A 22,767-nucleotide genomic window follows, 5' to 3' on the forward strand; every position below is an offset into this window, starting at 1 on the left:
CGCCCTGCTCTGCCCTTGACAGCGGCCCGCCGCGGCTACTTCTCGAATCTCAAAATTCGAAAACCCTTGGACGCAACAACGCGCCGCAGCGCCCGTAGGCGATGCGGCGCGTTGGTTGCGCCGTCAATCTTCAGTGATCACGTCGGCGAGTGCTGAGCACGAACGTCCGTGCCAGCGCGCACCGCGTCAGCAGGCGCTCCATCGTCGACGGGTTGCTTGCTGCGACCGGCCTGGGTGACGAGGTTCGCCGCCGAGAGCTCGATCGCGTCGGTCATCGGCTTCGGGTAGAGGCCGATTGCGAGCACGAACGCTGCGAGCGAAGCGAAGATCAGCGTTTCGCGGCGGCCGATGTCGGCCAGCTTCGCAACGCCCTTGTTCGCCACAGCGCCGAAGATCACGCGCTTGTACATCCACAGGGTGTACGCAGCGCTCAGAATGACGGTCGTCGCGGCGATCGCGCCGACCCAGAAGTTCACGCGGATCGCGCCCATGATGACCATGAACTCGCCCACGAAGCCCGACGTGCCCGGCAGGCCGAGGTTGGCCATGCAGAACAGCATCATGAAGGTGGCGTAGCGCGGCATCACGTTGACGACGCCGCCGTAAGCCGAGATCGAGCGCGTCTTGGTGCGGTCGAACAGCACGCCGATCGAGAGCAGCATCGCGCCCGAAACGAAACCGTACGAGATCATCTGCACGATCGCGCCTTCGGTGCCGATCTGGTTGAAGAGGAACAGGCCCAGCGTGACGAGGCCCATGTGAGCGACCGTCGAGTACGCGAGCAGCTTGGTCATGTCGGTCTGCGCGAGTGCGAGCAGGCTCGAGTAGACCACGGCCACGAGCGAGAGCGTGATGATGGCCGGCGCGAAGAAGTGTGCAGCGTCAGGCGTGATCGGCAGCGTGAAGCGCAGGAAGCCGTAGCCGCCGAGCTTGAGCATGGCCAGCATCACCGTCGCGCCAGTCGGCGCTTCGAGGTGGACGTCGGGCAGCCACGTATGGAACGGCCACATCGGGACCTTCACCGCGAAGGCCGCGAAGAAGCCGATGAACACCAGGATCTGCGGGATGAAGCCGAGTGTGAGGTTGTGCCACACCGACATGTCGAAGGTGTGCGACTGGCTGTAGAGGTACAGCATCGACACCAGCATCAGCAGCGAGCCGGCGAGCGAGAAGAAGAAGAACTTGACCGCGGCGTAGGTGCGGCGGGCATTGCCCCACGTGCCGATCAGCAGGTACAGCGGGATCAGCGTGGCTTCGAAGAACACGAAGAACAGCATGCCGTCGGTCGCGGCGAAGGTGCCGACCATCAGGCCCGAGAGAATCAGGAACGCGCCGAAGTACTGGGCGACGCGCACCGTGATCGATTCCCACGAGGCGATCACGATCACGAGCGTCGTGAACGCGGTGAGCACCACGAGCCACATCGAAATACCATCGATCCCGAGTCGCCACGCCACGCCGAACTCAGGCAGCCATTCGCGGAATTCGACGAACTGCATGCCGGCCGCGTGGTTGTCGAAGCCGGAGATGAGCGGGAGGGTCAGCAGCAGACCGACGACGGCGCCAACGAGCGACAGCCAACGGGCACGCTGCGGATGACGATCCGACCCGAGGCGCAGCACGGCCACGCCGAACAGGATGGGAATCCAGATCGCCAGACTCAGGAATGGAACGGATTGCATTTCAACAGGACCTCAAAAATGCGGAGCAAATAGCTTCCACGGCGCACGTTCAGGTGCGCAAGCAACTTGAAAGATTGACGCGGGGTGAAAATCGAACCAGGCTGGCTGTAATGTATTTGTCAGCGACGAGGCGAAATGCAACACACGTTCAAGGGTTAACGAGGGTAAACGGAATACGGAAGTTTTGCAGCGCAACAACACGGGCCGGATCGAAGATTGACGCAAGTCATTGTTTTTATTCAATAACGTACTAAGAGAAAAAACAACAAACAGGCTGTTACAGCTCATTTTTGATCGCCAAAACAACGCTTTCGACCTCCAGGGCGCCATGACGCGCGGCAGGCTGTCACGCTGCGCGGCCGAAATAATACCTTACTTGTTTCTTTCGGTTCAATGACTTATGCATCGGGGTATGGCCCCCGGCGGCCTCCAAAACGCGTGCCAGGCCCGCCCCGCGCGCCCTTGCGCGGTGCAAAAAAAAAGCCCCGGCCTTCATGGGGCCGGGGCCAACTCTCACGTTGCGCCAGAACACTGGAACACGCATGGCCGGCACTTTAGCGTCTTGTGTCCCCGTCATTAAGGGCGCTGGCTGGAACAGTCCCTTCCCGGTTGCGCGAGGCCATCGACCTTCCATCAACGCATCCTCACAAATGAGAATCATTTGCATTTAGACGGAATTTGTCCCAGAATGGAGCCCATGCCGGACGACCCGGCGCCACCCGAATGATTTGTGCGGGACCGGAGGCTCCATGAACTACACCGCCCCTTTCGCGAGAAATGACACGCTGATCGACGACACCTTCGTCCATCACCCCGACACCGCCGAACAGACCGTCCTGCGCGCCGTGCGCACCTGGCTGCGACCGCATTGCGACGCCTACGGCAAGGCCGAAAGCTGGCGCGGCGTGCTCGCCGACGCGGGGCTCGGCGCCGAAGGCTTCGGCTATTTCGATCTGCTGATGGGCACCCTGTGCCGCGCCTCGTGCCGCCCGCTCGATACGCGCTGCCGCTGCGCCTCCGAACTCGCGAAGGACGAAGGATCGCTGCTGCAGGTGATCGCGCTCCTGCAGTCCACGCGCAGCGAGGCCGCCGTGCAGCTCCTTAACGATTGGCTGCCGATGCCGAGCGTAAGCGGCATGCTCAAGACCGCGCGCTGGTTCGCCATCGCGCTGCTCGACGCGGGAGTACGGTTGAGCGACCGCTCGCGCCGCGTCACCTACATGCACTGACACAGGCACTGACTGGTCCGCACGGCATGAGCTCATAACCAAAAACGATTTGGGCGCGCGCCGCGCGGGCGGTAGCATCACGCGCTTTGTCGCCAATAGCGCGCCCGCTCGCGTCGCCCCGCATGCCCGCCTCAGCTTCCCCCTCTTCGTTCAGCCCTTCCGGCCGCCCGGTGATCCGCAGCGCCGCCGACGTCTCGCAGCTCGTCAACGCGGGGGCCGCCACCGGCAGCAACGCGCGCATCGTCGTGGCGATCGCGCTGGGCGGTGTGTTCCTCGATGCCTACGACCTCGGCGCCCTCGCCTTCGGCCTCAAGGATGTGGCGCGCGAGTTCTCGCTCTCGCCCGCAGGCACCGGCTTCGTCGCTTCGGCCATCACGTTCGGCGCCATCGTCGGCGCGTTTCTCGGCGGCTTCCTGACCGATCGCATCGGGCGCTATCGCGTGTTCATGGCCGACATGTTCTTCTTCGTCGTAGCCACGCTTGCGTGCGCGCTCGCGCCCAACGCCTGGGTGCTCGGCGGCGCGCGCTTCGTGATGGGGCTCGGCGTCGGCATCGACCTGCCCGTGGCCATGGCCTTTCTCGCCGAGTTCTCGCGGCTCAAGGGGCGCGGCTACAAGGCCGCGCGCGTGGCGATGTGGTGCCCCGTCTGGTACGCGGCGATCAGCGTGTCGTATCTGCTCGTGCTGGCGTTCTACGCAGGCTTGCCCGCCTCGCACTCGCATCTGCTCTGGCGCCTCACGCTCGGCTTCGGCGCCGTGCCGGCGCTCGTCATCATCGCGATTCGCAGCCGCTATATCAGCGAGTCGCCCGTGTGGGCCGCGAATCAGGGCGATCTCGCAGGCGCGGCGCGCATCCTCAAGCGCTCATACGGCATCGATGCGCAGGTCGCGCCCGAAGCCGCCGCGAGCGCCGCGGCCAAGCCGGCGCGCGTGGCGTCGTGGAAGAACTACGGCGCGCTGCTGCGCGGCGTCTACACGCGGCGCACGGTGCTCGCCACGGTCATCGGCGTGGCGTCTTCGTTCGCGTACAACGCGGTCGCGTTCGGCCTGCCCGTGATCATCTCGAGCTTCCTCGCGCAGTCCATGCTCACGACGATCCTCGCCTCGCTCATACTCAATCTCGGCTTCGCCTTCGTGGGCGGGTTGATCGCCGTGCGTATCGTGCCGCGCTTCGGCGCGTGGAAGCTCACCGTGTTGGGGTATGCGATCCAGTTCGTGGCACTCGTCGGCCTCGCGATCGTCGGCAAGCCGGCGACGGCGCCCGAAGTCGTCAGCGCGGTCGCCCTGCTCGCCGCATTCCTGTTCGGCCAGGGCGTCGGCCCCGGTTCGCACAGCATGACGTTCGCCTCGCTCGGCTACCCGACCTCGCTGCGCGGCGTGGGCGTCGGCTTCAACCAGACGCTCATGCGCGCCAGTTCCACGGTCTCGCTGTTCCTGTTCCCGGTGCTCGCCGCCGCGCTCGGCACGCGCGTGTTCTGGATCATCGCGGTCGCGCCGCTCGTGGGGCTCACGGCGCTGCTCTCGATTCGCTGGGAGCCTTCGGGCTATGACGTCGATGCGGAAGACTTCGACGCCGTATCGCCCGCACGAGTGCTCGCCGGGCAGGACGCCGAAACGGTGCAGTAAAACGTCGATGAAGGGCGGTGCGCTTGCAGCACCGCCCTTTCCTTCGAATGAAATTGCCTGGCAATCCAAACTTATGCCGGGAATCAATCCCGCTTGCCGGAACGCTCACGCAGATAACGCCGCACAGCACGCGCCATCTTCGGATATTGCTCGCCGGGCACGGCGAACAGCACGAGCGCACACAGCGCGAGCGCGCCGCAAAAAAGAAACGTGCCGCGATAACCGAACCCCTGCACGAGCATGCCGGAAAGCACGCCCGACAGTATCGAGCCGAGCCGCGACGCGTTGAAGAACAGCGCCGTTGCCCGCCCCGGCGACGACGGCATCAGATCCTGCACGAAGGTCATGCCAAGACACGACGTCACGGCAACCACGAAGGCGTTGAGAATCTGCATCGGGATCAACGCGTGTACGCCCGGCGCCAGCGACATCGCGACGAAGTAGACGGCATGCACCACGGCGCAGGCGGCCAGCCACCAGGACTTGTTCAGCACCGAGGCGCGCGCGCCGAGCGCGAGCATCATCGGTATCTCCATGAGCGCGCCGAGGCCGAGCATGATCGACACGTCGATGCGCGTGCCCTGCAGGCCATGCACGATGTAGAGCGGCAACACGATCATCGTCGCGTTGGCGGCGAGACCGATGAGTGTGAGCGCAACGATCGCGCGCATGATGTCTTTCTGCGAACCCTCCGCGGCGGGCGCGGGTACGCGCGCTGCCCTGCTCTTCGCTTTTGCCGTTGCCGCCGCGGGAAGCGTTGCGGGGTCGCGTGGCGCGCCTGGCTGCACTTCGGCTTGCGTGAGCGGCTGGCCCTCGTACTGTGCCTCGTTCTCTGCGCTCATCTCCTGCGCGACTTCATCAGAGGTCGGGCGCGCCATCAGATGTTGCGTGGCGTGTTCGTCATGGCGCGGCTCGCGCATGCGCCAGACGATCGTGCCGCAAGCCGCGAAGCTCGCCGCCGCGAACAGGAAGAGCCCGTAAAAGTTCGTGGCGGCCAGCACGAGCGCGCCGACCGCGGGCCCGAATACCCACGCGGCGGAGAGAATCGTGCGCAGCGTCGCGCTCGCAAAGGTCCGCTCGGCGTCGTCGCGCGCGGGCAGCGCTGCGCGGCTGAACGAGAACACGAGTGAGAGCGCGCAGCCGCCCGCACCGATGAACGCAATGCCCACGAGCAGCAGCAGCCGGTAATCGCGGACGACGCACAGGCAGAGATAGCCGAGCGTGGCGGCGCACAGCGAGACGAGCAGCAGGGTTCGGTGCTTGCCGGTGGCGTCGCTCCAGCGGCCCGCCGCGGTGCTCGCGATCACGCCGCTCGTGGCGATGGCGGTCATGAACACGCCGAGCCGGAACGGCGTCATGCCGGCGCGCTCGACGCCGAACAGCGAGAGGTAAGGCGCGGTGAAGGACATCGCCACGCCGAGCATCAGGGTGGCGCCGGCGAGTGGCAGGAAACCAGGAATACGCAGAAGACCGGCAAAGCGCGAGTTTTTGAGCACGGCGCGGCGGGTAGTGGCGAGAAGAAAGTTGCCCGTGCACGCGCGGTCACGCGACGGCCATATCGACGCCGATTATCGGGCCGAACTCCCACACTGTGCAAGGTTGAGCCGGCAGCGATCAACATCTGGGTGCGCTATCCACAACTTTGGTGGACAGCCTTGTGCGTAACTCCGGGACGACAGCACCAAGTGCTTGATGCGATTCGGTTTGCGCGCGAAGTTGCCGATTGTTGCAGCGGCGGCGTTTTGCGGGGAAAGGCGCGGGAGCTTTTCCACAGATTTTGTTGAGAGCCCTGTTAGCAACTTCTGGACATCCGCATCAAGTCCTTGAATGAAAACGGGAAGCTCGCAAACGACATAGAAAATGCATGTTTTTTGCGCAGCGAAGTTGTCCACAGTTTTTGGTGACAAACCTGTTGATAACCGCCTGGCGAGCGCGCCAACTCCTTGATCGGATAGGGAGTTCGTCGCTTGTGTCGCGCTTGCATCAATTTGCGTTTCGGATGGGCAACCCCGGGCGGCAGCCGCAAACGTTTCGCGACGGCCACCGCCCTCTACCCTTCGATGCACCCCGCAGCGCTCAGGCCAGATCGAGTGCTGCCGTGAGATCGCCGGGCGGCGTCTGCTCCCGCGAGAGGAACGTCTGATCGCGTGCCGCCACGCCGTCGAGCGGCGCGAGTCCATGCACGCGGCTGATGAATCGCAGGATCGAAACCGTGTCGTAGAACGTGTGATCGACGTAGCCCTTCTTCGCGAACGGCGCGATCACGAGCGCCGGGATGCGCGAGCCCGGACCCCATCGGTCGCCCACGGGCGGCGCGACCGGGTCCCACCAGCCGCCGTTCTCGTCGTGCGTCACCACGATCATCGTGTTCGCCCATTGCGGGCCGCGCTGGATGTGCTCGATCACGGCCGTGATGTGGCGGTCGCCCGAATCGACGTCCGCGTAGCCTGCGTGCATGTTCAGGTTGCCCTGCGGCTTGTAGAACGTGACGGCCGGCAAGCGCCCTGCGTCGATGTCCGCGAGCAGACGATTGGTCGACGGATCGTCGCCGAGACCCGCATCGCGCAGGTGACGCGCGCGCGCAGCCGTGCCCGGCGCGAAGTTAGCAAAGTAGTTGAACGGCTGGTGGTGATACTGGAAGTCGGGCACCGCGCCCGTGTCCTGATGGTCTAGCGCAAACTGCCACGCCCCGCTGTACCAGGCCCAGTCGACACCCTTCGCCGAGAGCCGGTCGCCGATCGTCGCGTAGGTCTGCGGGCGCAGCACGCGCGGATTGGACGGATCGGCGAGCGCCGGGTTGCCGTCTTCCGACGGGCGCACGTTGCTCGGCTGATACGGCGGCGCCATCGTGTTGACGGCGTAGCCGTCGGGCGTGAAGAGGCCGTCGTTCACGAACTTCGGCGGCCCGTCGAGCGCCGAGGCCGGCGAGTTCGGCGCGGCCTTCAGGCGCGTGCCAGTGGGATCGTCGCCCTCCACCACGGAGGCGAGATGCTTGGCGGCGCTCGTCTGGATATCGGCGTATTGCGGCACCTGCGCCGAGATCAGGAAGATGTGGTTGAGCCACGAGCCGCCAAACGCGGCCATGAAGAAGTTGTCGCAAAGCGTGTACTGCTGCGCGATATTCCAGAGCCGCAGCGTCTGCGCGGAGTTCTCGTAAAAGCCCATGACGAGACCGCCCGAGTCGCCCCACGCGGCGAACTGGTTGTTGCGGCCCGCGTTGATCTGCATCTGGTTCTGATAGAAGCGATGGATCAAGTCCCGCGTGATGATGCCGTTCGGCAGCGGATTGCCGTGCGCATCCACGATACGGAACGGGCGGTTGGAAAGCCCCGTGATCTGATGCTCCGCAATCATGTAGCGCTTGCCGTCGAGCTCCTGAGCCTGGGGCACGAGGCCGCCCCAGATCTTCGGCAATTGCGGCAACGGCGTCTTGCCGTCGCGATCGAGCTGCGCGTAGCGCTCGGCGCTCACGCTCGAGAGCGGCGTTTGCACACCCGGATAGTTGCCGTACAGATTGACGAAGCTGCGATTCTCCGCGTAGATCACCACGATCTGGCGCACCTGGTCGCGCAACGCGGCATCGATGCGCGCATCGGCGGCGCTACGCGGCGCGCTCGCCGCGCTCTGCGCCGGCGTCTCGCAGCCGCCGAGCGCGAGGCCCACGCCAACCGCCGCCAGCCCGCCGAGCACACGGCGGCGCGTAGGGTCGTCCGGACCGCCGGGAACGGAAGGTTCGTCTGGGCGCCCGTTCTTTGGTTCGTCGTTCTGCTTCATCAGCCTGCCTCCGGTGCCATGCCCGTCAGGGCGAGTCGAGGGGACGCGCATTGCGCGCGGCGTACCGCGAATATTACGCAGCAGGATACCGGTTCCGCAGTTGGCGAGGCAAAAAGGAAGCTCGCACGCGCTGTGCGCAAGCCGCCCTTTTAACCGTCGCGCGGCATGCGCGGCGCGCTTGCGGCGCCGTGTGGCTGGGCTTGCGCAAGAGTTTGCGCGGGACGCGGCTCGCTCGCGTGACCCTCGTGCGCGGCGCGCGGGGCGCTGGGCAATGTCGCGCGCTCGTGGCGCGGCACATCGCCTTCGTCGGTCCAGAGCGGATCGGGAATCTCACCGAAGACCTGACGCAGCCGCGCGCCCCACGTCGAATGAATCATCTGGAAATACGCATTCGACTGGTCGAGCGACGCGTACCGCGTGACACGCAGCGCGTCGCGCTCGTACACGAGCAGGTCGAGCGGCAGGCCGACCGAGAGGTTCGAGCGCAGCGTCGAGTCCATGGAGATGAGCGCGCACTTCGCGGCCTCGTCGAGCGGCGTCTGCGGCGTCAGCACGCGGTCGATGATCGGCTTGCCGTACTTCGACTCGCCGATCTGGAAATACGGGTTGACGCTCGACGTCTCGATGAAATTGCCGGCCGCGTAGATCTGGAACAGCCGCATGGCATGGCCGCCGATCTGGCCGCCGAGAATGAAGCTGCAGTTGAAGTCGACGTTGAAGGTCTTGAGCGCTTCCGCGTCGCGCCGGTGCACCTCGCGCACGGCTTCGCCCACCACGCGCGCGGCCTCGACCATGGTCGGCGCGTTCCAGAGCGTGGCGCGCCCCGCGTCCTGCGGCTCGGTCAGGACTTGCAGCGTGGCCTGCGTGATAGCCAGATTGCCCGCGACGAGCAGCACGAGCACGCGCTCGCCGGGCTCTTCGAACACGGCCATCTTGCGCGACGTGCTGATGTGATCGACACCCGCATTCGTGCGCGTGTCCGAAAGAAACACGAGCCCCTCTTCAACGCCCATTGCCACACAGTACGTCATGCGCCTCCTTACCCTTCCCTGTCTTCGTCGTTGCTTTTGTTATAGCGGTAAACCTATTGCTGCGACTGCTGCGCGCTCACGTGCACGCTGACGTCGAGCGTTTCTCCTGCCCCGCCCACGCGGCGGCCGCGAACTGGCGCGGCCGCGTCGTAGTCGCGCCCCACCGCGATCCTGCAATATTTTTCGCTCGCGAAACACGCGTGGGTGACGTCCACCGTCACCCAGCCGTTGTCGAGCCACACGTCGACCCATGCGTGGCTCGCCATTTCGGGCACGTCGCCGGGGTCGATATACCCGCTGACGTAACGCGCCGGTGTGCCGCGCGCACGGCACACCGCCAGCATCACATGCGCATGGTCCTGACACACGCCACGGCCTAGCGCCAGCGCGTCCGCCGCGGTGTGTGTCACATCCGTGACGCCGGATTCGTAGCGCACGCGTTCCGTGATGCGTGAAGCCGCGTGAAGTATGGCGGCTGTGTCGTCGAGCGGCGGCAAGCTGAACGCGAATTCCGTGAGCGCCTCGTCGGCTTCGGTGAGGCGCGTTGGCGAAGTGAAATGGTGCATCGGCACCATGCCCTCGCCTTCGGACAACCGGCCGTCGGGCAGCGCGACCGTCTCGACTTCACCGCGCACGCGCAAGCGAATTTCCCGATGCGGACGCGTGAGAACCAGCGTCATGAGCGCGTTGCCGTAGGCGTCGCGGCACGCGTCGAGCTTGCCCGGCGCCTCGACATGCCATTGCTTGACGATCTGCGTGGGTGTGGTGAGCGGCGAAAGCCGCAACTGCTGGATCGAATAATGCACGGGCGCTTCGTAGCGGTAGACCGTGTCGTGCCGGACTGCGAGTTGCATGAGGCAAATCCTCCATCGAGACGATTGGGATATCGATGAGCGCGGGATCGCGCTAACCAACCGGCAACATCAGATACGTGCGCGCAACCTGATTGCCCAGCTCGTACACGCGCGCGAGAAACTGCGTGAGAAACGTATGCACGCCCATCGAGAAGATCTGGCGCAGGTCCGCATAAAGCAGCTCGGCGCGCAGCTTGCCCGCAGTGCGCTCGACTTCACGCGAGCTATCGGTGCGCAGCATCGCGAGATTCGTGCAGACGCCGTCCAGCGACGCCAGCAGCGAGCGCGGCATTTGCTGGTTGAGAATGAGCAGCTCCACCACGCGCGCGGGCGTCACCACGTCGCGGTACACCTTGCGATAGATTTCGAGCGCGGAAACGGAGCTGAGAATCGAGGTCCAGTAATAGAAGTCCTCGAGCTGGCGCGCGGCCGAGCGCGAGTCGGCGTTTTCCACGTCGACGAAACGCACGTCGAGAATGCGCGCCGTGTTGTCCGCGCGTTCGAGGAATGTGCCGAGCTGCGTGAAGAAGAGCGCGTCGTCCTGCAGTGCCGTGCCAAGACGCACGCCGCGCGACAGATGCGAGCGGAACTTCACCCACTCGAACAGCGCATCGGGACGCGCTTCCAGCTCGCTGCCGCGCAACAGCTCGACGAATTGCAGCCACGTGTCGTTGATCGTTTCCCACCATTCCGTGGTGAGCGTGCCGCGCACCGCGCGCGCATTTTCGCGGGTCGCCTGCAGGCACGAGTAGATGCTCGACGGGTTCGTCGGGTCCGCAACGAGAAATTTGAGTACGTTGCTGCTGGTCGTTTCCTCGTGGCGGGCATCGAAGGCGGGCTCTAGTTCGGAGATGCGCAGCATCGCGCGATGCGTGCGCGCCTCCGCGTCCGCGCTGCCAGGCAGCAGGAGCGCCTTCAGATTGATGTCCAGCATGCGCGCGGTATTTTCCGCCCGCTCCATGTAGCGGGCCATCCAGAACAGATGATCGGCGGTGCGGCTCAGCATGGTCGAACCTCTTCGTGTGCGTGTGGTATGGCCAGTGAAATCATTCGAGCACCCATGTGTCCTTGGTCCCGCCACCCTGCGACGAGTTGACGACGAGCGAGCCCTCCTTGAGCGCGACGCGCGTGAGACCGCCAGCCGCCATCTGGATCGTCTTGCCGGAGAGCACGAAGGGCCGCAAATCGATATGGCGCGGCGCGATGCCCGCATCGACGAAGGTTGGGCAAGCCGAGAGCGACAGCGTGGGCTGCGCGATGTAATTGCCTGGCCGCGCGAGCAGCCGGGTGCGAAACGCCTCGATTTCCTCGCGAGTGGATGCGGGGCCGACCAGCATGCCGTAGCCGCCCGCACCGTGCACCTCTTTCACGACGAGGTCCGGCAGATGTTCGAGCGTCCAGGCGAGATCGTCAGGCCGACGGCATTGCCACGTCGGCACGTTCTTCAGGATCGGCTTTTCGCCGAGATAGAACTCGATCATGTCGGGCACGTACGGATAGATCGACTTGTCGTCGGCCACGCCCGTGCCCATTGCGTTCGCAAGTACGACGCGGCCCGCGCGGTACGCCGTGAGCAGCCCCGGCACGCCGAGCGCGGAGTCGGGGCGAAACGCCAGGGGGTCGAGGAAGTCGTCGTCCACACGCCGGTAGATCACGTCCACGCGGCGCGGCCCCTGCGTCGTGCGCATGAATACGTAGTTATCCTCTACGAATAGATCTTTACCCTCCACCAGCTCGACGCCCATTTGCTGCGCGAGGAACGTATGCTCGAAATACGCGGAGTTGTACATGCCGGGCGTGAGCAGCACGACGGTCGGATCGTCCACGCCTTCGGGCGCCACCGAGCGCAGCGTATCGAGCAGCAGATCGGGATAATGCGCGACCGGCGCCACCTTGTGCTGAACGAACAACTCGGGAAAAAGCCGCATCATCATCTTGCGGTTTTCGAGCATGTACGAGACGCCGGAGGGCACGCGCAGATTGTCTTCGAGCACGTAGAACGCGCCGTCGCGCCCGTCGCGCACGATGTCGATACCCGCGATATGCGCGTACACGCCCAGTGGCAGGTCGATGCCCTGCATCTCCGGCCGGTACTGCGCATTGGTGTAGACCTGCTCGGCCGGAATCACGCCGGCGCGCACGATGTTGCGCTCGTGATAGACGTCGTGCAGGAACAGATTTAGCGCCTGCACGCGCTGGCGTAGTCCGCGCTCGAGCAGCGCCCATTCGTCTGCGGGAATGATGCGTGGAATGAGGTCGAAGGGAATGAGCCGCTCGGTGCCGGAAAGGTCGCCGTTCACCGCGAACGTGATGCCGACCCGTCTGAACAACAGGTCCGCCTCGGCGCGCTTGCGCGCCATCGTCTCGCCGGTCTGCCTCTCCAGCCACCGCTGGAAGCGTTCGTAGTGCGGGCGCACCGCGCCCTCGTCGCGCATTTCGTCATGGACTTGCATCGGTTCGTTCTCGCGCGTGAGTGCAACTGCGTCAGCGGCGCCGCCGCGTTTCGTCTCATGAATGAGGCGAGATGCGTTGCGCGCTGCAGTCCAAGCGAAAAAGCAAGGCGTATGCCATCGGCCTTGAGCCTCGTTTCATGCGCTCGATTGGTGCAACGCCGGCAGGATCGGCAGTATCGAAACAGGGCACGCCAATGCGGCAACGCATTTGCGCTTCAAGCTGGTGCAATGCGCTCGCGCGGCACGGTATATGCAGGCAGAGCCCGCAACTGCATGACTTGAGTTCCAATGACCGAAACGACCTGCGTGAACGAGCGTCCTACGAAAACCACAGCGTGGCAAGCGCTTTGCGCGTTCGTGCTCGCGTCCGCATTGGGCGCATGCGCGAACATGCACGGCCCCTTGCCTGCCGCGATCGGACCGGTGGCCGACGGCCCAACGCGCACGTCCGTCGCCGTCGTCCAGCGCGACTGGCACACCGATATCTGCCTGCGTGTACACGACGTCGATGTCTGGGTCGACGCACTTGCGCTCGGCTTCGACGACGCAACGGTCCTGTGTTTCGGCTTTGGAGAAAGACAGTTCGTGGTGGAGCGCCGTCACGACCCGCTGACGATGATCGGCGCGCTCATGCCGAGCCAGGCCACCGTGCTGATGACCGCGTTGCGCGCGGCACCGGAGGCGGCCTTCGGCCCGCAGAACGTCCTGGAGGTGCCGGTGGACGACGCCGGACTCGCCAGCGTCCAGCGCTATCTGCGCGCTTCGCTCGAAACCAATGCGGCAGGCACGCCTCAACGACTCGCCGATGGCCCCTATACGGGCAGCGTCTATTTCGCGGCGTCAGGGACTTACGACGCCCTCCATACCTGCAACACATGGACCGCGCGAGCGGTGCGCTCGGCGGGTCTCAACGATGTGCCCGACGTCCTGTTCGCGAGCAGCCTGATGCGGGAAGTGCGGCACGCGCTGGAAACGAAAGCGCCGGACGGCGCGACGCGCAGCGCTGCCGCAAGTCAGTGAATCGATCAGCAAGGCGCAACACAAGCCGCACCCGGTGGTGGTGGTGGCGGCGCCTCGGTGGGCGGCTGCTGCGGGACGACGACGGTCCGCGGCGGCGGCGGGTTGGGATCGCTGCTGCTGAACGACAGGCAGCCTGAAAGTGCGAGCGGCAATAGTAAAGCGAGGACGCTGATTCGATGCATTTGACTCTCCCTGACCGGTTTAAAGGCCGGCACCGCGCGCATGGCGCGGCCCTGTTAACCTGGGAGCAAGTCGAATGCCACGGAAATCAGATCATTGAGATGCCGCACTCTCGCGGCTGCGCGCCGCCGCAAGGCCGGTGCGATTTTGCACGCCCCACTTGCGCCGCCCGAGCAGGAAATGCAGCCAGCCGAGCGCCGCGCCGCTGTGGCGCATCAACTGGAACGAGAAGGGCTCGAAAATGGCGGCAAGAAACGCCATGCCGAAACTCGAGTGAGTGCGGTCGCCGCTCCAGCGCCGGTAAAGATGTACGGAGTACAAATGAAATGCGAGGTCGATCGCGATCTTGCCGACGATCACGCCCAGCACCGGCAGCACGATCGTAAAGCGGCCGTCGAATAAAAAGCCGATCAACAGCGCAAACGCCGTCAGTCCGTAAATGGGCTGCACGGTGTCGAATGCCTTCACGGGCAGCATCATGAGGCCGAGCTTGCCGTACTTGCGGTTGCCCGTCATGTCGCGATACCAGTACTGCGTCTGCAGGAAGCCCGCGAACCAGCGGCGGCGCTGCCGCAGGAAGGTCGTCAGTGTACCGGGCGCATCGGTGCGCGCGCGGGCGGTGCCGAGCACACGCACGTCCCAGCCCAGGCCCTTGCGCGCCGAATAACGGCGCAAGCGGTGAATCAGTTCGTAGTCCTCGACGAGGCAATCCGCGTCGAAGCCGCCCACGGCCATCACGGCGTCGCGGCGAAAGCCCGCAAACGCGCCAGAGATGAGCAACAGGCTGTCGGCGCGCATCCATGCGAAGCGCGAGATGAAATTGCGGATGTACTCGTAGGTCTGGAACCACTGGAAAAAGCGGCCGCTCAACGTATGGTCGCAAACCGGCGTGAGCAGGCCCGCCGCCGCGACCAGCGCCGGCTCGCGGCCGAACGCGCTCGCCATCGCGGCGCAAGCATCCGGTTCGAGCAGCGTGTCGGCGTCCACGGTCATGACCGTTTCCGTTGCGATCGCAAGCAGCGCCGCGTTGAGCGCGCGCGCCTTGCCGCCATGCGCGAGCTTCAGCCAGCGCAGATTCGGGTACTGCGGCGAAGGCGCGCTCAGCTGGCCTTCGCCCGGGTCGGCCAGGCCATAACGTTCGGCGAGCAAGGCGGCCGTGCCGTCGGTCGAGCCGTCGTCGGCGATCACGATCTGTTGCGGCGCGCGGGTTTGCGCGAACAGCGCGTCGAGCGTGATCGGCAGCACGGCCGCTTCGTTGTGCGCGGCGACGATAACGCCGAGCGTCGGCAGCTTCGCCGCGCCTGCGGCCTCGGGCGCTGCCGCAGGCGCAAGCAGCACGCGCGCCTTCCAGGCGACGAAGAGCAGCAAGACCGTGTCGTAGACGACATAGGCAATGCCCGTGGACCACGCGACTACGCCTTGCAGGAAGAACGCGCGCGCGAACAGCACGAACCAGAGCGCCATGACGCCCAGATGTATCGCGATGCTCGCGAACGGCGTGGGAGGCGGCACGAGGCGCGGCGATGTGCGGGCGAGCGCCTCTTCAAGCGAGTTTTTCAAGTCGAACCCTTCTCGTGTTGCTCACGGCATCATCCGGCGCAGCACCGAATGACGGTCGATCCATTGATGCTTGAGCGCGCCCGCAATATGCAGCGCGAGCACGCCATAAAGCGCATAGCTGCACGCCGTGTGCAGTGCGCCGAACTGGTTGTGCAACTGCTCCTTCGTGGCCGGATCGAGATTCATGATGAAGCCGATACGCGGCCATTGCACGAGGCCGAAGAGATACATGGGATGCGAGGCTGCAGCGACCCAGGCGGAGTCGTGCAGCCAGCCGGAAAGCGGCATCGCGAAGATCAGCACGTAGAGCGCGACGTGCGCGGCGTGGGCCGAGGCGCGCTCCCAGCCCGGAAATTCGGCGGGCAACTCCGGCGGACGATGCGTGAGACGCCACAGCACGCGCAGGATCGCCAACCCGAGCACGGTAATACCGATCGACTTGTGCGTATCGATCACTAAGCGGATGGCGGTGTCCGAAAGCGCGCCGTCGGGCAGCAGCGCGGCGGTCAGACCGAGCGCGACGTTCGTGAGGATCAGTAGCGCGATCAACCAGTGCAATAGCACGGCAACACGCGTGTACTTCTGCGCGCCGGCGGCGGCATCGGCAAACGGGGATTCGGCGGAAAGGGGAGTTTTCACGTGGGCTTGGCCGTTGCGGATCTGTAGGGATAACGCCCGGCGCGGCAAATTTATTCCCGCCGCGCGCGGTCCGCCGGCGGGATTGCGCGATGCTGCCCACACGGCGACTCGCGCATTATGCCCCCTCGTCCCTGACGCTGCAGAATCCGCTAGATGGCGGTTCTGCCAGTTTGGCGGCGGCCGGCCGTCATGCGACGCCCCGCAAACTGACGCGTACAAAAGAAAAACTGGAACGGGCTGTGCAACCCGTTCCAGTTCTTTCGCGGCTTAGGCGGCTTATTTTGCGTTGCCCGCCTGCTTTTCGATCTGCCCGCCCACCTCGGCGTCGATCTTCTTCCAGTAATCGAAGACACGCTCGCGCACGGGGCTGCCCACGCCGCTCAGACTCGCCACGACCTGCTGGATCAACGCCTCGCGCTGCTTGTCGTTGTAGACGTTGCGCACGAGATCGTGCGCCTGGCCGAAATCGTCGTCTTCCGCATGCAGCGAGTAGGCACTGCGCACCATGTCGCCGTCGGCCTCCCAGCCGTCGTCCGCCGCGCCCGTCGTATCCGCCCACGGACGGCCGAAGCTGTTCGGCACGTAAGTCGGTGCGTTGCCGCTGTGTTCGTAGGTCATGTTGCCGTCGAACATATAGGTCTGAACCGGCACTTTCGGACGATTCACCGGCAGCTGGTTGAAGTTCGTGCCGATACGCGCGCGCTGCGCGTCGTTATAGGCGAACGCGCGGCCCAGCAGCATCTTGTCCGGCGAGAGGCCGATGCCCGGCACCGTGTTGCCCGGCGAGAACGCGGCCTGCTCGATCTGCGCGAAGAAGTTCTCCGGGTTGCGGTTGAGCGTCATCGTGCCGACCTTGATGAGCGGATAGTCCTTGTGCGACCACGTCTTCGTGAGATCGAACGGATTGAAGCGGTACTTCTTCGCCTCCGCGTATGGCATGACCTGCACGGAGAGCGTCCACGACGGAAATTCGCCGCGCTTGATCGCATCGAACAGATCGCGCCGGTGGAAGTCGGCGTCCTCGCCCGCCATCGCCGCGGCTTCGGCGTTGGTGAAGAACTGCATGCCCTGGTTGGTGTGGAAGTGGTACTTGACCCAGAACTTCTCGCCCTTCGCGTTCACCCACATATAGGTATGCGAGCCGTAGCCGTTCATGTGGCGCCACGTTTTCGGCAGGCCGCGCTCGCCCATCAGGTACGAAACCTGGTGCGCCGATTCGGGATTATTGGTCCAGAAGTCCCATTGCATCTGGGCGTCGCGCAGGCCCGAGTCGGGCAGACGCTTCTGGCTGCGGATGAAGTGCGGGAACTTCATCGGGTCGCGCACGAAGAAGATCGGCGTGTTGTTGCCGACGAGGTCATAGTTGCCCTCGGTCGTGTAGAACTTCAGCGAAAAGCCGCGCACGTCGCGCCAGGTGTCGGGGCTGCCCATTTCGCCCGCGACGGTCGAAAAGCGCGCCAGCATTTCCGTGGCCGCGCCCTTCTGGAACAGGGCGGCCTTCGTGTACCGCGACACATCCTCGGTGGTCTTGAATTCGCCGAACGCGCCGGCGCCCTTCGCGTGCGGTTGGCGCTCAGGCACCTTCTCGCGGTTGAAATGCGCCATCTGCTCGAGGAAATGCACGTCGTGCAGCACGATCGGGCCGTCGGGACCGACCGTGAGCGAGTTACGGTCGCTGACAGCCGGCGCGCCCGTGCTCGTCGTGGATTGACCGAGAGACTTGTCGTTCGATGCACCCATTACCGCTCTCCTGATGGATTCGCGCATGGCGGCTGCGCGCACCGCGCCCGTTCGACTGCTTCCGCATGTTCGAGCCGCAGTCGGGGCCGCCACCGCTAGATTGGGGAACCAACCCGGACTGCGCACTGGCGCCAACTTTCAGCACCAGCGCTTGCCCGAGGGAGCGGCCATTTTGCGCGCAGACGCAAAGCGCTGCGCTCAAGCGGTTCACGCGGCGCGCAGCCCAGCTTAGGCGCCTGCCGCCATGTTGGAAATTTCCACCAAAAATCAGGCGTTTACATAATTGCTGCGACGCACAAAAAGTTCTTGACACGTTTTATGGATCGGTTACTATGAACTCGATTGCTGCATCGCACAAAACCTTCTCTGCGCGAACCGGTGATCGAACCGAAAGTTTGTTTTCGTAACCGAAACCGACGCGTAGCGTCCCCCCAAAGGAAAGAGACATGAACCTGCCGACCCCCGAACAGTTCGCCGCCAACCAGAAAGCCGGTCTCGAGGCCCTCTTCGGCCTGACGAGCAAGGCATTCGAAGGCGCGATCAAGCTCGCCGAACTCAACATCGAAACGGCCCGCGCGGCGTTCGCTGAAGGTCAGGAACAAGCTCAGCGCGCGCTCTCGGCCAAGGACCCGCAAGGCTTCTTCGCCGTGCAAGCCGGCTTCGCCCAACCCGCCGCTGAAAAGGCGATGGCCTATGGCCGCAGCGTCTACGGCATCGTTTCGGCCACGCAAGCCGAATTCGCCACGGCCGCGCAGTCGCAGTACGAAACGCAGCAGCGCGCGCTCGAAACGTTCGTGGACAACGCCGCGAAGAACGCCCCGGCCGGCTCGGAAACCGCTGTCGCCGCGATCAAGTCGGCGCTGACCGCCGCCAACAGCGCGTACTCGTCGGTGAACAAGGCTGCGAAGCAAGCTGTTGAATTCGCGGAAAGCAACTTCGACGCCGCCGGCAAGGCCGCAACGAAGGCCGTCGCGCAAGCGTCGGCACGCGCCGCCAAGCAGACTGCCTAAGCGTTACGCTTCACTTTCCGCTGGCGGGGGCAACGCCTGCCGCCAGCCGGACTGAAAACGGGCGTGGACCTCGTGCAATGCGAGTTCCACGCCCGTTTGCTATTGGGGGGGCCGGCGCGATGCGGCGTTAGTCGTCAAGGCGCACAGCCTGCCGTATCGAACATCGTCGCCAACGCGCAACTCGACGTGAGCATGCGCGCGCCGTCGTGTCCCACGCCGGGGACGACATGAAACGTCTGATTCAGGCCGTCCGGGTGACGGGTTTGCAGGTAACGGTAGAAGCCTTGCGCGCGGGCCATGCGTTGCGCGCCCTGCGCCCGCGCGGCACAACTCTTGTCGAGCGATACCGAGGCCGGGTCGACGTCGTTGCCGCCCGCGAGGTAGACGATGCGCCGCTTCACGTAGTCCGCTTCGAGCTGCGCGGGCGAGCGGTCGGCGATGGCCGCCGGGCGGTTCTCCATCCCGTATTTCCAGCGGTCGAAGCCCGCGCAGCGCGAGGCATCGAATGCCGCTGGCGTGCCGTTCGCATCGGGCCGCTGCGCGTCGAAATATGCGTACGACGACGGGTTCGCCACCACGAAACGCACGTCGATGCCCTCGGCGGCAAGCGCATCCGTATGCGAAGCGATCGCGTAGCGCTGCAGCACCTGGGCGCCGCCCGAATGTCCCGCGAACACGATCGTTTTCAGATTGGGAAACAGACGCCGGTCGGCGAGATGCCGAGCAATGTCGTCGAGCACGGCGTATGAACTCACCGGCACGCCGCTCGCGGCATCCGCGCCCGCCATCCACGCGTTGCCGCGCCAGCTCAGAAGATCGCCCGCTGCGTGGTGTGCGCTCACGTCGGCGGTGGCGAGAAACTGCGGTGCGACGAGTAGCGTGCCAGCAGGATCGACACCCGCCAATTCGCGCGCGTGCTGCGCGGTGCGAAAGTAGGTATCGGCGTTACGCAGCCGTCCGTGCACGATGACCACCGCGCGCTGGACGGCGGGCTGCGGCACGGTCCAGTCCGCGCTCACATAAAGCGGGAACTGCGCGTGGCCTTGCGGGGTGTCGACGGACATGCGCGCGTCGGCGATCACGCTGACGGGACGCAAGGGACGCGCCTGTGCGAGTGCAGGCGCAACGATCAGCGCGATCGCCGCAGTCACAACCGCCAGCCGGCGCCGAACGTTCGAACCCATGAAGGCACTCGCCGCGAAGGCGTGCTCAGGAGCCGAACATGCGGTTCACCGCGCGCTCGAGATGCGCGCGCATCGCGGTAGAAGCGCGTTCGGCGTCACGCGCCTGGATCGCTTCGAGCACTTCGAGGTGCTCCTGCTGCACGAGGCGCTGCCGCTCGATCGACTTCACGAGCGAGAGGTTGCGCGACAGGTTCATGCTGAACACCATCTGTTCCTGGATGCCCGAAAGCGCCGTGATGAAGAACTGGTTCTTCGAGGCGCGCGCCACGGCCATATGGAACGCGAAATCGTCTTTCGCGCCGATACCCGAAGTCTCGATGATGGTCTGCAGGTTGTCCCACTCGCGCTGGATGGCGGCGATGTCTTCGTCTTCCGCCTTTTGCGCGGCGAGCGAGGCCGCCCCGGCTTCGACCACCACGCGGTATTCGTAGCAGCGGCGAATGTCCGACAGCGTTTCGAGCGGCGCGAAACGGCGCACGTCCGGGTCGGGACGCCGCATGACCGTCGTGCCCGAGCCGTGGCGCGTGGCGATGATGCCGTCTGCGCGCAGCTGGGCAAGCGCCTCGCGCACCGTGGGGCGCGAGGTCGCGAAGCGCTCCGCGAGCATGTGCTCGGTCGGCAGGCGCTCCCCTTCCTTGTATTCGCCCTCGATGATGCGATTGAGGATGTCGCTGTAAATCCGCGCCGGCATATTCGGCGCTTTCTGCTCAGACATGATCGGACGGTGCACTTTGGGTTGTCAGGAGTGTCGTCAATTGTAAGTCATATGGCGGGCCGATAGCGTCCACCCGCCCCCGGCCAGGCCCCATTTTGCGGGAGTTTCCGCTCTTTCCGTACCGCTTTACCAATTTGCGGCCAATTTACAGCTGCTTGCGCTTTTGCCCCGGCTAGCCTGAGGGCAGCGCACTCACGCGGATGCGCAACGCCGCTTTCTCGCTCTCCCCCGGCTCCAGCCAGCGCAGGCCGAGGCCGGTGTGAATCGCGTCGGGCAGCCCGAGCCACGGCTCGACGCAGTAAAAGTCCGAATCGGGCGCGAGCGACCAGGTCGTGACCGCGTACCACGACACCGAACCGGGCCGGCACAGATCGATTTCGATCGCGCGCTGCTGCGACGGCATCTCGATGCGCACGGGCACATCGGGCTCGCCGTCGAGACAATGAAAGCGGTCGATGATCTGCGCGTCGTCGAAGCGGTAGTGCGTCTCGCCCGGCGCGGCCCCGGCCGTCGTGCCGTCCGGCAACTGACGGCGATGGACGTTGCGCGGCAGCGCGATCGTCGCCTCGCCACGCTGCGCGTGCGGCAGCGCGAAATAGAAGTGATGGCCCGCGTAGTACGGCATGCGCGCGTCGCCCGTGTTCGTCGTGGTCAGTTCCACGTCGAGCATCGTTTCGTCGGCAAGCCGGTAGGCCGCTTCGAAGCGAAATCCGAACGGGTACAACTCGCGCGTCGATGCGCTGTCGGTGAGCGTCATGCGCACGCCGTCGCCTTGCGGCGCGATCTGCGCCGCGAACGGCAGATCGCGCGCGAAGCCGTGCAGCGGAATGTCCCGCACCACGCCCTCTGCGTCGCGCCACCGCCCCACCTGGCCATCCACCCACTGCCGCGCGATGAACGGAAACAGCAGCGGATTGCCGCCGCGGATCAGCCCCGGCTTGCTCCAGTCCGGCGCGGCGGGCCAATGGATGATGGGTGCGCCACCGAGCGTCCACGACAGCAGACGCCCACCGGCTTGCGGCGCGACGAGCAGTCGTGACGCGCCGAGCGCGAGTTCGATGACATCCTGGTTTTGAAACTGCGGCATATAGGCATTGCGTTAAGGGCAAAGGTCAGTCGGTCGCGCGCAGCGAACCCGCGAAAGCGGGCTCGAGCAGGCCGCGCACACCGGCATCGATGGCGAACACGAGGCCGTCCAGCTCGCCGGTCTGCGGCGGGCAGATCGTCGTGACGTAAAGCACGTCGAGGTTCGCACCGCCGAACGCACACATCGAAGGCTTCGCCACCGGCACCGCCACGCTGCGCTCGAGCCGCCCTTCGGGCGTGAAGCGCAGCAACCGGCCCGCGTCGTTCGCGCAGATCCAGTAGCAGCCGTCGGCGTCCATGGCCGCGCCGTCGGGGCGCCCCGCGTAGTCGTGCAGATCGGCGAACACGCGGCGATTCGTGGGCACGCCATCGTCGATGTCGTAGTCGAAGGCCCAGATCAGGCGGCTCGACGCATGCGAATCGGAGAGATACATCGTGCGGCCGTCCGGCGACCACGCTAGGCCGTTCTGCGTGCACAACCCCTCGACCACGGGCGCCGACAAGCCGTCTTGCGCGGTATAGCGATAGAGCTTGCCCGCCGGGTCGGGCGCCGCCGCGTCCTGCACCATCGTGCCGGACCAGAAACGGCCCTGGCGATCGCAGCGGCCGTCGTTGAAACGCATGCGCGCGGCCTCGTGCGCCACGCTCGCGAGCGGCCGCACGCTCACTTCGCCTGCCCGCACGTTAGCGGCCGGTTCGTGCAGCGTCACAGCGAAAAGTCCCGTCTCCAACGCCGCGAGCACGCCGCCATCGCGCGCGAACGCGAAGCAGCCGATGCGCTCCGGCAGCGCCCACTCGGTGCGGCGCGCCGTATCGACCGCATAGCGAACGAGCGTCTGAGCGGGAATATCGACCCAGTAAAGCGCGCTTTCCTCAGCACGCCACACGGGGCACTCGCCGACCGACGAGCGCCGCGCATCATGAGCCTCGAGCGGCCTCACCGGCGGCGTCGACACAGCATCGAGCGTCATTTCGTGCTGCATGC

18 protein-coding genes are annotated in these 22,767 nt (G+C 65.3%); 4 read left to right on the top strand and 14 right to left on the bottom strand.

The window, feature by feature from the left end; genetic code table 11:
* Positions 1 to 137: 137 nt before the first annotated feature.
* Positions 138 to 1,682, bottom strand: a complete 1,545-nt coding sequence (locus tag E1N52_RS21915) for an NADH-quinone oxidoreductase subunit M (protein WP_133184819.1) — start codon at positions 1,680 to 1,682, stop codon at positions 138 to 140.
* Between the two features lie 749 nt (positions 1,683 to 2,431).
* On the opposite strand from E1N52_RS21915, the gene E1N52_RS21920 reads away from it, so the two are divergent.
* Together E1N52_RS21920 and E1N52_RS21925 are read left to right on the top strand one after the other, a co-directional pair.
* Positions 2,432 to 2,911, top strand: a complete 480-nt coding sequence (locus E1N52_RS21920) for a hypothetical protein (RefSeq protein ID WP_133184820.1) — start codon at positions 2,432 to 2,434, stop codon at positions 2,909 to 2,911.
* A gap of 122 nt (positions 2,912 to 3,033) precedes the next feature.
* On the top strand, positions 3,034 to 4,536 hold the full coding sequence (locus E1N52_RS21925; RefSeq protein ID WP_133184821.1) for an MFS transporter: 1,503 nt from the start codon (positions 3,034 to 3,036) through the stop codon (positions 4,534 to 4,536).
* 83 nt (positions 4,537 to 4,619) lie between these two features.
* On the opposite strand, the gene E1N52_RS21930 is transcribed toward E1N52_RS21925, so the two are convergent.
* The 6 genes from E1N52_RS21930 to E1N52_RS21955 all read right to left on the bottom strand — a co-directional run bounded on the left by E1N52_RS21930 (position 4,620) and on the right by E1N52_RS21955 (position 12,648).
* Positions 4,620 to 6,032: a sugar efflux transporter gene (locus E1N52_RS21930; protein ID WP_133184822.1), complete on the bottom strand. Its 1,413-nt coding sequence runs from the start codon at positions 6,030 to 6,032 to the stop codon at positions 4,620 to 4,622.
* 580 nt (positions 6,033 to 6,612) lie between these two features.
* On the bottom strand, positions 6,613 to 8,310 hold the full coding sequence (locus E1N52_RS21935; protein WP_133184823.1) for an acid phosphatase: 1,698 nt from the start codon (positions 8,308 to 8,310) through the stop codon (positions 6,613 to 6,615).
* A 149-nt stretch (positions 8,311 to 8,459) separates the two neighbouring features.
* Positions 8,460 to 9,341, bottom strand: coding sequence for a proteasome-type protease (locus tag E1N52_RS21940; RefSeq protein WP_133184824.1), 882 nt, complete (start codon positions 9,339 to 9,341; stop codon positions 8,460 to 8,462).
* A gap of 53 nt (positions 9,342 to 9,394) precedes the next feature.
* Entirely contained in the window at positions 9,395 to 10,195 is an 801-nt protein-coding gene (locus E1N52_RS21945) for a transglutaminase family protein (RefSeq protein ID WP_133184825.1), read from the bottom strand.
* Between the two features lie 52 nt (positions 10,196 to 10,247).
* Complete coding sequence (locus E1N52_RS21950; protein ID WP_133184826.1) at positions 10,248 to 11,201, bottom strand: alpha-E domain-containing protein; 954 nt, start codon at positions 11,199 to 11,201, stop codon at positions 10,248 to 10,250.
* Positions 11,202 to 11,241: 40 nt separating this feature from the next.
* Entirely contained in the window at positions 11,242 to 12,648 is a 1,407-nt protein-coding gene (locus tag E1N52_RS21955) for a circularly permuted type 2 ATP-grasp protein (RefSeq protein WP_133184827.1), read from the bottom strand.
* 288 nt (positions 12,649 to 12,936) lie between these two features.
* Between E1N52_RS21955 and E1N52_RS21960 the strand changes: the two genes are divergently transcribed.
* Complete coding sequence (locus E1N52_RS21960) at positions 12,937 to 13,668, top strand: DUF2459 domain-containing protein (protein WP_133184828.1); 732 nt, start codon at positions 12,937 to 12,939, stop codon at positions 13,666 to 13,668.
* Positions 13,669 to 13,941: 273 nt separating this feature from the next.
* Here E1N52_RS21960 and E1N52_RS21965 read toward each other — a convergent pair whose 3' ends face one another.
* The 3 genes from E1N52_RS21965 to E1N52_RS21975 all read right to left on the bottom strand — a co-directional run bounded on the left by E1N52_RS21965 (position 13,942) and on the right by E1N52_RS21975 (position 17,787).
* Entirely contained in the window at positions 13,942 to 15,408 is a 1,467-nt protein-coding gene (locus E1N52_RS21965) for a glycosyltransferase family 2 protein (RefSeq protein WP_133184829.1), read from the bottom strand.
* Positions 15,409 to 15,429: 21 nt separating this feature from the next.
* Entirely contained in the window at positions 15,430 to 16,047 is a 618-nt protein-coding gene (locus E1N52_RS21970) for a cytochrome b (protein ID WP_133184830.1), read from the bottom strand.
* Between the two features lie 276 nt (positions 16,048 to 16,323).
* A complete protein-coding gene (locus tag E1N52_RS21975) occupies positions 16,324 to 17,787 on the bottom strand; it encodes a catalase (protein ID WP_133184831.1) in 1,464 nt (487 codons plus the stop codon).
* Between the two features lie 446 nt (positions 17,788 to 18,233).
* Between E1N52_RS21975 and phaP the strand changes: the two genes are divergently transcribed.
* Complete coding sequence (phaP, locus tag E1N52_RS21980) at positions 18,234 to 18,797, top strand: TIGR01841 family phasin (RefSeq protein WP_133184832.1); 564 nt, start codon at positions 18,234 to 18,236, stop codon at positions 18,795 to 18,797.
* A gap of 134 nt (positions 18,798 to 18,931) precedes the next feature.
* Here the strand turns inward: phaP and E1N52_RS21985 are convergent, their stop codons facing one another.
* The 4 genes from E1N52_RS21985 to E1N52_RS22000 all read right to left on the bottom strand — a co-directional run bounded on the left by E1N52_RS21985 (position 18,932) and on the right by E1N52_RS22000 (position 22,765).
* The gene (locus tag E1N52_RS21985) at positions 18,932 to 19,981 is read right to left on the bottom strand and encodes an alpha/beta hydrolase (protein WP_133184833.1); all 1,050 of its coding nucleotides are present in this window, start codon (positions 19,979 to 19,981) and stop codon (positions 18,932 to 18,934) included.
* 25 nt (positions 19,982 to 20,006) lie between these two features.
* The gene (locus E1N52_RS21990; RefSeq protein ID WP_028208912.1) at positions 20,007 to 20,696 is read right to left on the bottom strand and encodes a FadR/GntR family transcriptional regulator; all 690 of its coding nucleotides are present in this window, start codon (positions 20,694 to 20,696) and stop codon (positions 20,007 to 20,009) included.
* 172 nt (positions 20,697 to 20,868) lie between these two features.
* A complete protein-coding gene (locus E1N52_RS21995) occupies positions 20,869 to 21,783 on the bottom strand; it encodes an aldose epimerase family protein (protein ID WP_133184834.1) in 915 nt (304 codons plus the stop codon).
* 25 nt (positions 21,784 to 21,808) lie between these two features.
* Positions 21,809 to 22,765: an SMP-30/gluconolactonase/LRE family protein gene (locus tag E1N52_RS22000; protein WP_246089162.1), complete on the bottom strand. Its 957-nt coding sequence runs from the start codon at positions 22,763 to 22,765 to the stop codon at positions 21,809 to 21,811.
* Positions 22,766 to 22,767 lie beyond the last annotated feature (2 nt).

Origin of the sequence: Paraburkholderia guartelaensis, assembly GCF_004353905.1 — a bacterium.
Lineage (GTDB): Bacteria > Pseudomonadota > Gammaproteobacteria > Burkholderiales > Burkholderiaceae > Paraburkholderia > Paraburkholderia guartelaensis.

Bases quoted from the DNA above. Each gene is read 5' to 3' on its own strand.
- E1N52_RS21940 (WP_133184824.1), bottom strand. From the start codon at position 9,341: ATGACGTACTGTGTGGCAATGGGCGTTGAAGAGGGGCTCGTGTTTCTT.
- E1N52_RS21975 (WP_133184831.1), bottom strand. From the start codon at position 17,787: ATGGGTGCATCGAACGACAAGTCTCTCGGTCAATCCACGACGAGCACG.
- E1N52_RS22000 (WP_246089162.1), bottom strand. From the start codon at position 22,765: ATGCAGCACGAAATGACGCTCGATGCTGTGTCGACGCCGCCGGTGAGG.
- E1N52_RS21945 (WP_133184825.1), bottom strand. From the start codon at position 10,195: ATGCAACTCGCAGTCCGGCACGACACGGTCTACCGCTACGAAGCGCCC.
- E1N52_RS21920 (WP_133184820.1), top strand. From the start codon at position 2,432: ATGAACTACACCGCCCCTTTCGCGAGAAATGACACGCTGATCGACGAC.
- E1N52_RS21955 (WP_133184827.1), bottom strand. From the start codon at position 12,648: ATGCAAGTCCATGACGAAATGCGCGACGAGGGCGCGGTGCGCCCGCAC.
- E1N52_RS21960 (WP_133184828.1), top strand. From the start codon at position 12,937: ATGACCGAAACGACCTGCGTGAACGAGCGTCCTACGAAAACCACAGCG.
- E1N52_RS21915 (WP_133184819.1), bottom strand. From the start codon at position 1,682: ATGCAATCCGTTCCATTCCTGAGTCTGGCGATCTGGATTCCCATCCTG.
- E1N52_RS21985 (WP_133184833.1), bottom strand. From the start codon at position 19,981: ATGGGTTCGAACGTTCGGCGCCGGCTGGCGGTTGTGACTGCGGCGATC.
- E1N52_RS21950 (WP_133184826.1), bottom strand. From the start codon at position 11,201: ATGCTGAGCCGCACCGCCGATCATCTGTTCTGGATGGCCCGCTACATG.
- phaP (WP_133184832.1), top strand. From the start codon at position 18,234: ATGAACCTGCCGACCCCCGAACAGTTCGCCGCCAACCAGAAAGCCGGT.
- E1N52_RS21935 (WP_133184823.1), bottom strand. From the start codon at position 8,310: ATGAAGCAGAACGACGAACCAAAGAACGGGCGCCCAGACGAACCTTCC.
- E1N52_RS21995 (WP_133184834.1), bottom strand. From the start codon at position 21,783: ATGCCGCAGTTTCAAAACCAGGATGTCATCGAACTCGCGCTCGGCGCG.
- E1N52_RS21990 (WP_028208912.1), bottom strand. From the start codon at position 20,696: ATGTCTGAGCAGAAAGCGCCGAATATGCCGGCGCGGATTTACAGCGAC.
- E1N52_RS21925 (WP_133184821.1), top strand. From the start codon at position 3,034: ATGCCCGCCTCAGCTTCCCCCTCTTCGTTCAGCCCTTCCGGCCGCCCG.